Genomic DNA, 13,028 nt, shown 5'->3' with positions numbered 1-13,028 from the left:
CAGCCAATTCGGCTTACTTTTGTGGGACACAATCTACGTATTAAAATGGAAAAAAAGATCTTACTTACGGCTGTATTTTTAGGAATGGTTTCGATTATTTTAGGTGCTTTCGGTGCTCATGCCTTAAAATCAGTGTTAACCTCAGAACAATTAACCACTTTTGAAACGGGAGTCCGTTACCAAATGTATCACGCCTTATTTTTATTTTTTGTTACAACCTACAAACCGCTATCAGAAAAAAAGAGAAAGACTATTTTTACCTTAGCAGTAATAGGAATTGCATTATTTTCGGGATCCATTTATCTTTTAGCGACTAATTCTCTAACTTCATTTGACTTTAAAATAATCGGATTCATCACGCCTGTTGGTGGTTTATTGTTAATTTTGTCGTGGTTTTTCTTATTTATTGATTTATTTAACAAAAAATCACAAAATTCAAGTTTTTAAAACGGCCTTACAAATAAATATTTATCTTTGCTGTGATTAGAATTAAACACACAACTTAAATTTTTATGGACAATCATACACTTTCAGCGAAATCGATTTCGTTAAATGACTTAGGAATTAAGAATGCAACCGTTCACTATCAGCTAACTCCAGAGGAATTGCATCAAATTACGCTCGATTCAGGACAAGGCATCGAAAGCTCTTCGGGTGCTTTGGCAATTAATACTGGTGAATTTACAGGTCGTTCTCCTTTAGATCGTTTTATCGTAAAAGATGCCATTACAGAAAAAGAAGTTTGGTGGGGAAATGTAAATATTCCTTTTTCACCAGAGGCTTTTGAAAAATTATACAGCAAGGTTTGTGACTACTTATCTAACAAAGAAGTTTTTGTAAGAGATTCTTATGTTTGTGCTGATCCTAATTACCGATTAAATGTGCGTGTAGTAACCGAAACTGCGTGGTCAAATTTATTTTGCTACAATATGTTCTTGCGCCCAGAGACAAGTGAGTTAGAAAACTTTGTTCCAGAATGGACTGTAGTTTGCGTTCCTTCTTTTATGGCTGATCCAGCTGTAGATGGTACGCGCCAAAGTAATTTTGCAATTTTAGATTTTACTAAAAAAATCGCTTTAATTGGCGGAACAGGATATACAGGAGAAATTAAAAAAGGAATTTTCTCTGCTTTGAACTTTATTTTGCCTGTCTTTAAAAATGCGCTTCCAATGCACTGTAGTGCTAACGTTGGAGAAGCAGAAGATACTGCGATTTTCTTCGGATTATCAGGGACTGGAAAAACCACTTTATCGGCAGATCCAAACCGTAAATTAATTGGAGATGATGAACACGGGTGGACTAAAGAAAATACCGTTTTTAATTTTGAAGGTGGGTGTTACGCCAAAGTAATTAACCTTTGTGAAGAGAACGAACCAGAGATTTTTAAAGCCATTAAAAAAGGATCTATTTTAGAAAATGTAGTTTTTAAAGAAGGAACAAATGAAGTAGATTATGAAGATGTTTCGATTACACAAAACACTCGCGTAAGCTACCCAATTTATCATATTGACAACATACAGCCCGGTTCTATTGGAACTAATCCAAAAAATATATTTTTCTTAACAGCCGATTCATTCGGAATTTTACCTCCGATATCAAAATTAACTCCGGGTCAAGCGGCTTACCATTTTATTTCAGGCTATACTGCAAAAGTAGCAGGAACAGAGGCAGGAGTTACGGAGCCACAACCAAACTTTTCTGCTTGTTTTGGAGCACCATTTATGCCACTACATCCCACTCGCTACGCAGAAATGTTGAGTCAAAAAATAAAAGACACTAATGTTAAAGTATGGCTTATTAATACCGGTTGGACTGGTGGACCTTACGGTACCGGAAGCCGTATGAAGTTAAAATATACCCGCGCCATGATTACTGCGGCGTTGAATGGAGAATTAGAAAAAGTTAATTTTGAAAACTGCGCTGTATTTGGAATTGCAAAACCAATGACATGTCCAGATGTTCCAAGTGAGATATTAAATCCTAGAAATACCTGGGAAGATAAAGACTTATACGACAGTAAAGCGGTAGAATTAGCTCAGAAATTCAAAGCTAATTTTGCCAAATTTGAAGAATTTGCCAATCCTGAAATAATGGCTGGCGCACCTTTACTATAAACGTTGCTTACTAATTCAACAAAAAAAAGCTGTTCTTGAGAACAGCTTTTTTTTATGTTTATTGTTTTCATTAAGCTATTTTTTCTGCACATCGATTAACTCTTGTATTGAATTCCAACTGTAATACTGAAAAGTCATTCCGTTACTCATGGCCACAAACAAGCCGTTGGCGAAACTTCCTCCTAAATTTACATTGGTAACCTCTACACCATCACATTCAATTGTTGAAGTAGGAATTTCGGCCACTAATGGATAGGAGTTTGTATTTCCACTTACTCCTTCCCTTGGATATACCATAAATGTATTAGCCTGTTGATTGGAAACCAAAATATAGCCTTCTGTTACTGATTTTTTGTAAATAGCAATTCCTTCATTATCCGACTTAAAATCACCTTGTCCAAAAAGAGCCAGTTCTTGATTGTCATTTAATGCCGGATTCGCATAGTATTTTCTGATTCCGAATTGCTCATCAGAATAATAAACGTATCCCAATTCGTTATCTACTGCAATAGCTTCAATTTCTTTTTTACCGCTATACTTTCCAAATTTTCGTACTACTTTTCCACCTACAATTCCTCTTCCATTATCGGACAATTCATATTGCCACAGATACGTATCCGACGGCCCGTCTTTTCTTCCTACAATTGCAAAAATAGATTGATCTTCCGGTCTGGTGTATAAACCAACTCCCATTGGTGCATGGAATTCCTCTTCATCAAAAACTGAAATTCCACCATCATCAAGCGGTTTCAAATCAGGCAAACTAAAAACTCTAATTTTACTCGTTTCACGTTCTGTCGTTACAGCAATGTCTACTTTTTTTCCATTTAAAAGCAATCCATAAGCAATGTCTACATTATTTGGACGTCTTAAAACTTTTGATTTGCCCACAATTATTCCGTCTAAATCAAAAGCATACAAACCACCATTGGTATCTTTATCTGTACCAATAACAATACTTTTTGAAGGATCCGTCGGATGAATCCAAATTGCAGGATCATCAGTATCGTGCGGTAACTTTTCGGTTACAACTATTGGCTTCAACGCATCTTCCTGAACGGGCACGAGTTTATCGCTGCAAGAAACAAGAGAAATTAGTCCAAATGCAAGGGCTATTTTACTTGAAATTTTCATCATTATTTCTTATCGATTTGAGTTCTAAATAATATCTTCCCTTCGTCATCCACTACTTGTGCCAGTAGTTTAGAGTTGGATACGGCAAATGTCATAAAACCAGCTTTTTCTGCAAAAAACAACGTCCCCTCTCTCGCCCCACTCGGACGCACGGTGCAGGCTGAACCAGACAAAAACTGCGTCGTATACCTTCCTTTTGGTTTTATAATTTGCAAATCGTGTTCGTGTCCGCAGAAATAAGCATCTACTTTGTTAGTATCAAAAATAGCAGCAAACTTGTTTTCAAAACTCTTAGTCTCTTTGCTGTTTTTACGCTTTCCGCCACTGTACAATGGATGGTGACCGACTACAATTTTCCACGTCACTTTTTTATCCGTCGTAGCCAATTCCTTGAGCAACCACTTTTTTTGAGCAGTTGTATCTTGCGCTCTCATCGATTCACTCATACCAGAATCTGCCTCGTAATATTTGTCTATAAAGGGAGAGGTATCCATAAATAAAACCAAAACTTTATTGCCATCTTCTAAATCAAATTCCTTTTTAAAATAAGTGGAAGGCATGTGCCAGCGGCGACTAACATCTGAGTAGTCGATTTGCGATTGCACTTTTCCTCGGTGATCGTGGTTTCCTAAAGTCACGAACCAATCGGTTTGCAAACTATAATCGGTGTAAACATTTTCAAAAGAAGCCTTCCACGAATAATCGGTAGTACTTTGTACGCCATTTGGATAAAAATTATCGCCCACGCTAATCACAAATTCAGATTCAATTGTAGCGGCTGCTTTTCCCATCTGAGTCGCTACTTCTTTTTGATAAAACTGACCGTAGCGACCAAAATCTCCCATTAATAAAAAATTAAGACTCTTATCTATCTTTTGCAATTCGGGATTATAGCCTTCCGTATAACCCGATAATTCTCTATTTTTTGTTTGTTGTGCGGCTGCTCCTTGAAAAAGCAATACTGATAAAAAAATGTAAACTATTTTTTTCATTTCTATGATTTATAAAAACAGAACTGGATTTTATATCCCATTCTGTTTATTTATTTTATTAAAAAGTATTATTAAAAATCCAATTTCAAACCAAAATTATAACGCCCTTGATAGTATTCTACTTGCTGCGTATGTGCTTTTGATCCTTGATAATAACGCAACGGCTGATTGGTTAAATTATTTGCTTCTGCAAAAAGACGCAAGTTCGTTGTAATTTTATACGACGCATTTGCATCTACAAAAAACTGTTTGTCATAATATGAATCTTGATACGCGTCGGCTCCTAAACCATCGAGATAATCAGACGTGAAATTGGTCGAAACACGAGCCGAGAAGCGTTTGTTTTCCCAGAACAAAGAACCGTTGAACATGTGAGGAGTTGTACCTGGAAGACTTACATCCGTTCTCTCATTACCGTCTTCATCTGCAATTCCTTTGGCTTTAGACTGTGTAAACGTGTAATTCAGATAAACTCCAAATCCTCTTAAAAATTTACTTTCGAAAAAATCAAACTGTCGTTGAAAAGCGACTTCTAACCCATAAACAGCAACCTTATCGCCATTTCTAGATTGTACGAAACTCCATTCTTCTCCTACAGGAATTGGATTTATTTGATTGGGGAAATCAGTGGAAAAACTACCATTACTGTAGGTTTTACTGCTGTATTTGTAAATAAAATCATTTAAGTTTTTGTAAAATGCTCCTGCTGAAATCAAACCGACAGACTTAAAATAATTCTCGGCCATAAAATCGTAATTAAAAGAATAGGTCGCTTTTAAGTTTGGATTACCTGCCGAAATTTCCATGTCAGAAGCGATATTATTCACGTACGGAGCCAAATCATAATAATTAGGTCTAGCCAAAGCAGTAGTTACCGCCGCTCTCAAAACCAAACTAGTAGTCGCATTGTATTTGAATGATAAACTTGGCATTGCATTAGTGTAACTATTTTTGTGGGTAATTTCATCTTCCAAAGTCACCTCATCTGCTACACGATTTCCGGTATAATTGATATGCGTATCTTCTACTCGAACGCCAACAATCATAGATAATTTATCACTAAAATCTTGATCCCATCTAATGTAAGCAGCATAAATTTGTTCTTTTGCAGTGTAGTTAACCGTCAAATATTCCGAAGGATCTGTTTCTTTATTAAACAAACTGGCATTATTTAAATCAAGTCCGCCCAAAAATGAGGCTGCAGCGTACGTTCCGCCCACATATTTTGTACCTGGATTAAATCTGTTACCATCAAAGTAGATAGTCGGAACAACTCCCAAAGTAGCGAAATCAGCATCAATTGGATCGTAGGCATAAAAAATATTATCTCTTGATTTGTCTTTCAATCGCATACGCAAACCTGTTCGAAGTCGACCTTTTTCGGAAGGAATAATAGAAAACGGAATTCTGAAATTTAACTTTGCTCCCAATTCTTCTTCACTCGTATCGTTGGTGTTTTCGGTAACCGAATCAAACTTAAATTTATCTACCGATTCTCCTGTAGTTGTTACTAAAGGAAAATTAGAATCTGATACATCTTGCGTTACTCCCAGTCCTTTCTGACGAAATTCAATATAACGCTCGTTCGGTCTGTATTCGCTCGCAGCTGAATAATTTAAAGCCCAATCCATATCTAGATTAGAACTTACTAAATGCTCGCCACGCAAGGCATAATTTTGAACGCGTTGGTCTTCTAATCTTCCATTTTTATTTCTACTATTATCTACTCCACCTTTGGTTTGACGTTTTACTCTACCTTGAAAACCAGTGATTGTTTCTCCTTGATAAATTGGTTTTATATCATCGTAAGTTGTTCTAAAACGATTTTCTCTATCGTCTCTCCAATTGTAAATCGCGTTTGCAAAAATGGTATTATTATCATCGAATTTGTAATCAAAAGAAACGGCTGCACTACGGCGAATGCGTTGCACATCGTAGCGTCTAATTTCTGATTTCGACAAAAACTCATTACCAAATTTATCTTTTGACCACACATTTTCAATATTATCTGAGCCATAATCGTTATTATTATAAGAACCACTCAAAACCATTCCTAATTTATTATCCAAAAATCGATTTCCATAAACCAGTCCTGCCGTATACATTCCCTTTTCACGAATGGGCATGTAACCACCAGCCAAAGTTGCCGAAATACGTTGTCCGTTTGGAGTAGCTCTTGTAACTAAATTTACAGAACCACCAATCGCATCGGCATCCATATCTGGCGTTAAGGTTTTGTTTACTTCAATAGTCGAAATCATATCCGACGGAATCAAATCCATTTGTACATTTCGGTTGTCTCCTTCAGCAGACGGAATTCGATCGCCGTTTAAGGTTACCGAATTTAAGGATGGAGCCAATCCTCTAATAATAATATTTCTGGCTTCTCCTTGGTCATTTTGCATTGTAATTCCAGGCACGCGTTTTAAAGCATCACCAACATTCGCATCTGGAAAACGACCCACTTGATCTGAAGAAATAACATTACTGATGTTATTATTATTCTTTTGCTGGTTTAGTGCTTTTGCTTGACCTTTTAATGCGTCGCCAATAACCACCTCGTTCAATTCAGTTCCGGACGCTTTTAAATTAAAATTGACTACGGTATTTGTTCCTTTAATGATTAAGATGTTCTGAGAAACAGACGTATATCCCATATATTTTACCTGAATTTCAAAAGAACCTTCTTGCGCATTCAAAAATTCGAAACTTCCATTGTAATCAGAAATTGTGTATTTGTTTTGTCCAGAAATTTGCACCATTGCACCAGGCAAAGGCAAATGGTCTTCACCATCTAAAATTTTTCCCGACACTATTCCCTTTTGAGAATATCCTGCTACCGTTAGTAAAAAAAGTACTGTTACTAAATAAATCTTTTTCATTTTTAGGTTTATAGATTAATTAATTTGATTTGCAAAGCTAGAAGCGTTGCGTTAAAATAAGCAGCTCTATAGATCACCATATCGTTACTAAACCACTACTTTATATCAAACTATTTTACCTTAAACTAACATTTGAAATTGTTTCAATTATGCGAAATAAACCTAAAAACTGTTTTAAAAACAAATTTTACAAAGTAGTAATTTAAAACAAATCAACTAATTACATTCAAATTAAAATTTTGGACTTAAATTTGCTTCAATCAAAATCATCAAATAAAATTTACTAGAAATAGTAAATCAACAAATCAAAAATCATCAATCATGTTACAAAACTTTTTCATGCTGTGCTCTGGCGCAGACCGAGATCTCCTCGAAGATTGTTCGCAAGGAGAAAAAACCAAATACGTGGGTATTGGAGCCACCGTTTTCTTTACTGCCGTTATGGCTTTTATCGCCAGTGCTTATGCACTTTTTACGGTATTCGACTCTATTTATCCTGCTTTGCTTTTCGGCTTAGTTTGGAGTCTACTCATTTTTAATCTAGACCGTTTTATTGTTTCGACTATAAAAAAACGCGACCGATTTTGGGATGAATTTCTGCAAGCGACTCCCCGAATTATACTTGCGGTAATTATTGCCATCGTAATTTCGAAACCTTTGGAAATTAAAATTTTCGAAAAAGAAATTAATACCGTCTTATTGAAAGAAAAAAACGCAATGGAACTGGCAAACAAGAAAGAAATTAGTACCTACTTTAAAACCGATTTAGATAAAAACAAAGCGCAAATTGCAGTTCTAAAAACAGATATTTTATCTAAAGAAAAAGAAGTTAACGATTTATATTCTACTTACATAACCGAAGCAGAAGGAACTGCTGGAACCAAAAAGTTAGGAAAAGGACCTGTTTACTCGGAAAAAAGACAAAAACACGACGCGGCCCTACAAGATTTGGCACTTTTAAAGACAGCCAACGATACGAAGATTGCCGACTTAGAAAAACAGGCAGCTACTTTTCAGTCTGATATGGATAAAAAAGTTAATGAAACGCAACCCATTATCGAAGGGTTTGATGGTTTAATGGCGCGAATTAATGCGTTGGATAAATTGCCATGGTTGCCTTCCTTTTTTATTATGCTTTTGTTTTTAGCCATTGAAACTTCGCCAATTATCGCAAAATTACTTTCTCCTAAAGGCGAATATGACTTGAAACAAGAAGAATTAGAAACGGCATTAAAAGCGACTTTAACACAAAACAAATACCAGCGCGAATTATTAGTCAAAACTAGTGCGACAATGCACGACAAAGTCTATGCAGACATCGCCCAAGACAAAAAACTGTACGATTTACAAAGAAAGAATGCCGAGGAATTATTAGAATTACAATCTAACGGATTTTTAGAAAAACAAAAACGAACCTTATAGTTGAACGCGATAAGTGAAAGTCGTTTAAGAAACTTTAAATAAAAAAGTCGGAAGCTGTGCATACAATTTCCGACTTTTTTATTGAATACTTTTTTATGTACAAAACAAGTCTTACATATAACTCAAAATTTCTTTTTTAAAGACATCGTATTCGCCCTGCATAATCAGTCCGTTATCTAGTAATCTTTTATAATTTTGAAGCTTTTCAAACAATTCATCTTGCGACAATTCACTTAGTTTTCTGTCGGCAACTACTGGAGCACTTGGCGCGACTGCTGGCTCGGTGTATACCGGAACTACTGGCATTATTTCAGCAAAACTAGTTACTTCTTCGGTTTCGATCTCTTCTACCTCCTCCACTTCATCCACCACATCTTCAAATTCTACATAATTTTCTTCAGAACTTGTAGTCGTTTCATGGGAAATTTCCATAATAGGATTTTTAATTAAATCCAATTGCTCTTTAGCGTAAGTAAATATCTTTCTAGCTTGAATTTTTGGAATATAATCAATAGAAATGGTTAAATCTGTTTTGGTTGAAAACGAAAATTCGGAACCTAAAATATTCTCTTTTACGAAAGTGGCTTCTATATCATCCCAAGTATAATCAGTAAAATCCATTGAAAGTCCTAAGTTTTTAGGCTTGCAAATAATAATTCTTTTATTCGTCAGGACAATGCTATCTGGAAAAACGGTAAGCGCTGGTTTCTTTTGAACAGCAATGTATCCAACTTCTTCATTGCGCATTAATAAATCATTCAGTTTCGAAGTGATTTTCTCGATCGCTTTTGGATCTTGTTCTTCGTTTAAGAATTTTTTAATTTGATCTTTCATAGGGTATAAGTTGCTAAGTTACAAAGTAACAGAGGTGCTAATTTTTTGGTTTTTGTAAGCAAATGTAATGCCTAATTTTCTATTTCTATAATTTCATTCTGGATTTTCTTTGACAAACTTTTGAATACCAGATCGTATGAATGATCGATTAATTCCTTCACAAGCTTTGTCGGCACATCACTATTTATGCTAACAGTATTCCAATGCTTTTTGTTCATGTGATAGCCTGATTTAATGCCTTCAAATTCAACTCTAAGTTCTACCGCCCGTTCTGTATCACATTTTAAATTGACTCCTGGCTCCCCTTTTTCCCATTGAGAAAGAGAGGACAATGCAAAAATCTTTCCGCCAACTTTAAATACCAATGTAGTATCATCAAACGGAAAATGTTCGGTAGCACTTTTTTTGCCAAGACAATATTCGTAAAAGATTTCTAAATTCATTTTGTCACAATTTTTTCCATCATTCGTTCGGGATGTGCTAAAGCTTTAAAGCCAAACTTTTCATATAATGAATGTGCATCACGCGTTGCCAAGCGCCAAATTTTCACATTTTTTAATTGCACTTCTTTCATCATAGCAGCAACCAACACCGATGAATATCCTTTACCTCTGTGACTTTCATCAATAAAAACATCCATCACATAAGCAAAGACAGCGAAATCAGTAATCACTCGCGCAAATCCAACTTGCTTGTCATTCACATAAAGTCCAAAACAAACCGAGGCATCAATTGTAGTTTGAATTTCTTGTGTTGTTCGCCCTGCAGCCCAATAAATATCTTTTAGAAAATTTTGAATAAAAGTTACATCTAACTTACTTTTATCGGTGGAAACGGTAAGGTTACTATTCATAAACATAGGATTACGTTTCCTTTTAAAATATACTTATTTTACTTTCTGCAAAAGGTTTATCAAAAAGTATGACTGCCTCACTACTTGGCGATTCGTAAGCTGCTTTCTGTATCATAGAAGGATTCGAAGGATATTTTTTCCCGTCAAAAACTAATTCTTTCACTTTACCGTAATCTTTAATGACCAAGACTTTCCATCCATTTTTTACTGTTTCATCTATATAAATTGGAGCGTCCATTACCGTGAATTTGGTAATCACTTTTTGATTATTGTCTAAAAGTAAAAACGTACAACCTCCAGAACCACAAAAATACGATGACGAAAAACGAACAAATGTTTCTGGAACACCATCACCGTTCAAGTCAATATCTTCGTATTGAAACTTACGATCGTCCTCTTTTAAAAATTTCAAATCGTCTTTTAAGAAATCAGTAGTCAAAAAGTTTTTTAACTTTTCTTCCTTAGAATCTGCTACTTCATTTGTTGTTTTTTCGCTAGAAATTGTATCTTTTACTACCGTGTTTTCTGTTTGTACTTCTTGTTTTTTATCTCCACAAGAAACTAGCAATACAGTAATTATACTGCATAATCCCAATTTTATTTTCATCATGTCCATTTTGTTTACACCCACTATTTAAGTCTTCTTTATATATTAACCCTGCGAATACTTTATTCGTTCTTTCTTGCTTTAGAACTACTAAATTTTAACGGTCTCAGTTAAAACTACGAATTATCGATTAATTTACAAAATTCAAAGTGTTTGTATAGCGTATAAAACCGGCTTACTCGGACTCGCATCGTTTTCAAAAGAGGCTATTTGAATATTTAATACATAATCCCCGTCAGCGATTGCATCAGAAACAAAAATCATTTCTGTAATCGTACAATCAAATCTGGCATCTTCATTTACTTTCTCAACGTTTTTTAAATTCCAAAAAGCTTTATGTGCCAATAATTTTCCTTCATCGTGCTCTTTGTCAACACTTGGCAAATCAATAAGTAAGTGCTTAATTCCGCGTTCGCGAATGTAAATCGCCGCTTCTTCAGACAAATAAGGCGGATTGGTATTGGAATACTTACGAGATTTTTTCGATCTTTCGTTCGGATACGTTCGAATGATTAACGCTTCGATCTTATCAAAATTCGCAGTCACAAGAGACAAACTATTTTTAACTTGCTCTTTGCTGATAACCAAATCAGTATCTTTTTGCTCTGGCGCAATTGAAATTAATTGTGCGCAAAAGAAAAACTGCTGCAGTGATTGATTGACGCTGTAAAAATCGTTTGTAATATGACCTAGACATTCGGTATGTGTACCATGTCCGTGCGGGTTAAAGAAGATGTTATTAAAATTTGTAGAAGATTTTCCGTCTGAAACTTTCCCAATCCAATCGCCAATAACAACAGGTTCAATAATGGGCTTTTCAATATACCACGCGATCGGATTTTCATCGGTATTGGTTAGCGGAATCGAAATATCAATTGGTTTCGATAAGTCTATTTGAAAGTTGTTGATTGTTGCTAGCATAATTCAGTTTTAAACGAAAGAAATGTACAGAGAATTTAATTTGTAAAGCTAAGTTCGTAAAGCTTTAGTTATTATTTAAACAAATTTCTGAAAAACTGATTTTCTATGCTTATAAGCATTTGACTATCTTACTTTTTATTTTACATCTAAAAAAAACAAATCGGATGCAATTCCGTCGGTCAGAAATTTGCCTTTTGCGGTTGGCCTTAATATAGTGTCAATAATGACGACCAAATCATCATTTAAAAATTTCTGCGATTGTTTCTTCAAATAATCCAAATAATCCATTCCAAATTCGGCTTCGATTCTATACAATGAAACGCCCCAAATCGTGCGCAAACCTGTCATTATATACTCGTTGTACCGATCTGATTTGGATAAAAATTCGACTTCGTTGGGTAAAACATTTTCCTCAATTGATTTGAGGTACAAACTATTATTGGCAATATTCCAGCTCCTAGAAAGACCGTCATAACTGTGTGCAGAAGGACCAATTCCGAGATATTTTTTGCCCAACCAATATGCAGAATTGTTTTTAGAAAAATAATTTTCTTTAGCGAAATTGGATAACTCATAATGAATGAATCCTTTCTCTTGAAGTGTTTCTACCAAAATAGAAAAATGTTCTGAAGCCACTTCGTCTTTAGGCGCACCTATTTTTCCAGCTTGAATGAGCTTATACAAAGCCGTTTTTGTCTCTACTGTCAATGCATAACTCGAAATGTGTGGAATGCCAAAACTCATTGCTTTCTCAATATTTTGTTTCCATTTTTCATTGCTCATTCCTGGAATTCCATATATTAAATCAATCGAAATATTGTCGAAATACTGTGTCGCAAGTTCTAAACTTTTTTGAGCTTCAGCCGAACTGTGAGCACGATTCATCATTTGCAAATCGTCTTCAAAAAAAGATTGAATTCCGATACTCAACCGATTAATTTTACTTTTAGATAATTCAATTATTCGCTCCTGCGACAAATCATCAGGATTTGCTTCTAAAGTGATTTCAGGAATTTCGGCAACTTCGTAATTATCGTACACTTCCTGAATCAAAAAATTTATCTCCTTTGAAGACAATACGCTTGGCGTACCGCCTCCAAAATAAATGGTTTCTACAATTTCACTGACAAACTCAATTTTTCGCAGCTTAATTTCTTTGGCAATAGCCAAGACCATCTCGTCTTTCTTTTTCATCGAAGTCGAAAAATGAAAATCGCAGTAATGGCAAGCCTGCTTGCAAAAAGGTATGTGTATATAGATGCCGGACAT

At 35.2% G+C, this 13,028-nt stretch carries 12 protein-coding genes; 3 read left to right on the top strand and 9 right to left on the bottom strand.

What is annotated here, in order from left to right:
• The first annotated feature begins 45 nt into the window (after positions 1–45).
• Together ACRASX_RS06220 and pckA are read left to right on the top strand one after the other, a co-directional pair.
• Positions 46–447, top strand: a complete 402-nt coding sequence (locus ACRASX_RS06220; RefSeq protein ID WP_432222779.1) for a DUF423 domain-containing protein — start codon at positions 46–48, stop codon at positions 445–447.
• 65 nt (positions 448–512) lie between these two features.
• Complete coding sequence (pckA, locus tag ACRASX_RS06215) at positions 513–2,114, top strand: phosphoenolpyruvate carboxykinase (ATP) (protein ID WP_432222778.1); 1,602 nt, start codon at positions 513–515, stop codon at positions 2,112–2,114.
• Positions 2,115–2,189: 75 nt separating this feature from the next.
• Here the strand turns inward: pckA and ACRASX_RS06210 are convergent, their stop codons facing one another.
• The 3 genes from ACRASX_RS06210 to ACRASX_RS06200 all read right to left on the bottom strand — a co-directional run bounded on the left by ACRASX_RS06210 (position 2,190) and on the right by ACRASX_RS06200 (position 7,122).
• On the bottom strand, positions 2,190–3,248 hold the full coding sequence (locus ACRASX_RS06210) for a phytase (protein ID WP_432223073.1): 1,059 nt from the start codon (positions 3,246–3,248) through the stop codon (positions 2,190–2,192).
• A 2-nt stretch (positions 3,249–3,250) separates the two neighbouring features.
• Positions 3,251–4,240 carry a metallophosphoesterase gene (locus ACRASX_RS06205; protein ID WP_432222777.1) on the bottom strand — a complete coding sequence of 330 codons (990 nt, stop codon included), beginning with the start codon at positions 4,238–4,240 and terminating at the stop codon, positions 3,251–3,253.
• Positions 4,241–4,311: 71 nt separating this feature from the next.
• On the bottom strand, positions 4,312–7,122 hold the full coding sequence (locus tag ACRASX_RS06200; protein ID WP_432222776.1) for a TonB-dependent receptor: 2,811 nt from the start codon (positions 7,120–7,122) through the stop codon (positions 4,312–4,314).
• A gap of 321 nt (positions 7,123–7,443) precedes the next feature.
• On the opposite strand from ACRASX_RS06200, the gene ACRASX_RS06195 reads away from it, so the two are divergent.
• Positions 7,444–8,544 carry a DUF4407 domain-containing protein gene (locus ACRASX_RS06195; RefSeq protein ID WP_432222775.1) on the top strand — a complete coding sequence of 367 codons (1,101 nt, stop codon included), beginning with the start codon at positions 7,444–7,446 and terminating at the stop codon, positions 8,542–8,544.
• 111 nt (positions 8,545–8,655) lie between these two features.
• On the opposite strand, the gene ACRASX_RS06190 is transcribed toward ACRASX_RS06195, so the two are convergent.
• From ACRASX_RS06190 to hemW, 6 genes are all read right to left on the bottom strand, one after another.
• Positions 8,656–9,378, bottom strand: a complete 723-nt coding sequence (locus tag ACRASX_RS06190) for a PH domain-containing protein (protein WP_432222774.1) — start codon at positions 9,376–9,378, stop codon at positions 8,656–8,658.
• Positions 9,379–9,449: 71 nt separating this feature from the next.
• A complete protein-coding gene (locus tag ACRASX_RS06185) occupies positions 9,450–9,821 on the bottom strand; it encodes an MmcQ/YjbR family DNA-binding protein (protein ID WP_432222773.1) in 372 nt (123 codons plus the stop codon).
• Positions 9,818–10,231: a GNAT family N-acetyltransferase gene (locus tag ACRASX_RS06180; RefSeq protein ID WP_432222772.1), complete on the bottom strand. Its 414-nt coding sequence runs from the start codon at positions 10,229–10,231 to the stop codon at positions 9,818–9,820. The genes ACRASX_RS06185 and ACRASX_RS06180 overlap by 4 nt, the downstream gene beginning before the upstream one ends.
• 22 nt (positions 10,232–10,253) lie before the next feature.
• Entirely contained in the window at positions 10,254–10,841 is a 588-nt protein-coding gene (locus ACRASX_RS06175) for a hypothetical protein (protein WP_432222771.1), read from the bottom strand.
• 141 nt (positions 10,842–10,982) lie between these two features.
• Positions 10,983–11,759, bottom strand: a complete 777-nt coding sequence (locus ACRASX_RS06170) for a cyclase family protein (RefSeq protein WP_432222770.1) — start codon at positions 11,757–11,759, stop codon at positions 10,983–10,985.
• Positions 11,760–11,894: 135 nt separating this feature from the next.
• Entirely contained in the window at positions 11,895–13,028 is a 1,134-nt protein-coding gene (hemW, locus tag ACRASX_RS06165; protein ID WP_432222769.1) for a radical SAM family heme chaperone HemW, read from the bottom strand.

The organism is Flavobacterium sp. TMP13, assembly GCF_050847115.1.
Taxonomy (GTDB): domain Bacteria; phylum Bacteroidota; class Bacteroidia; order Flavobacteriales; family Flavobacteriaceae; genus Flavobacterium.
This window is presented reverse-complemented; position numbering and strand designations above follow the sequence as displayed.

What these genes read in the sequence shown, in the direction of transcription:
- ACRASX_RS06220 (WP_432222779.1), top strand. Translation starts at nt 46, where the DNA reads ATGGAAAAAAAGATCTTACTTACGGCTGTATTTTTAGGAATGGTTTCG.
- pckA (WP_432222778.1), top strand. Translation starts at nt 513, where the DNA reads ATGGACAATCATACACTTTCAGCGAAATCGATTTCGTTAAATGACTTA.
- ACRASX_RS06210 (WP_432223073.1), bottom strand. Translation starts at nt 3,248, where the DNA reads ATGAAAATTTCAAGTAAAATAGCCCTTGCATTTGGACTAATTTCTCTT.
- ACRASX_RS06205 (WP_432222777.1), bottom strand. Translation starts at nt 4,240, where the DNA reads ATGAAAAAAATAGTTTACATTTTTTTATCAGTATTGCTTTTTCAAGGA.
- ACRASX_RS06200 (WP_432222776.1), bottom strand. Translation starts at nt 7,122, where the DNA reads ATGAAAAAGATTTATTTAGTAACAGTACTTTTTTTACTAACGGTAGCA.
- ACRASX_RS06195 (WP_432222775.1), top strand. Translation starts at nt 7,444, where the DNA reads ATGTTACAAAACTTTTTCATGCTGTGCTCTGGCGCAGACCGAGATCTC.
- ACRASX_RS06190 (WP_432222774.1), bottom strand. Translation starts at nt 9,378, where the DNA reads ATGAAAGATCAAATTAAAAAATTCTTAAACGAAGAACAAGATCCAAAA.
- ACRASX_RS06185 (WP_432222773.1), bottom strand. Translation starts at nt 9,821, where the DNA reads ATGAATTTAGAAATCTTTTACGAATATTGTCTTGGCAAAAAAAGTGCT.
- ACRASX_RS06180 (WP_432222772.1), bottom strand. Translation starts at nt 10,231, where the DNA reads ATGAATAGTAACCTTACCGTTTCCACCGATAAAAGTAAGTTAGATGTA.
- ACRASX_RS06175 (WP_432222771.1), bottom strand. Translation starts at nt 10,841, where the DNA reads ATGATGAAAATAAAATTGGGATTATGCAGTATAATTACTGTATTGCTA.
- ACRASX_RS06170 (WP_432222770.1), bottom strand. Translation starts at nt 11,759, where the DNA reads ATGCTAGCAACAATCAACAACTTTCAAATAGACTTATCGAAACCAATT.
- hemW (WP_432222769.1), bottom strand. Translation starts at nt 13,028, where the DNA reads ATGTCCGGCATCTATATACACATACCTTTTTGCAAGCAGGCTTGCCAT.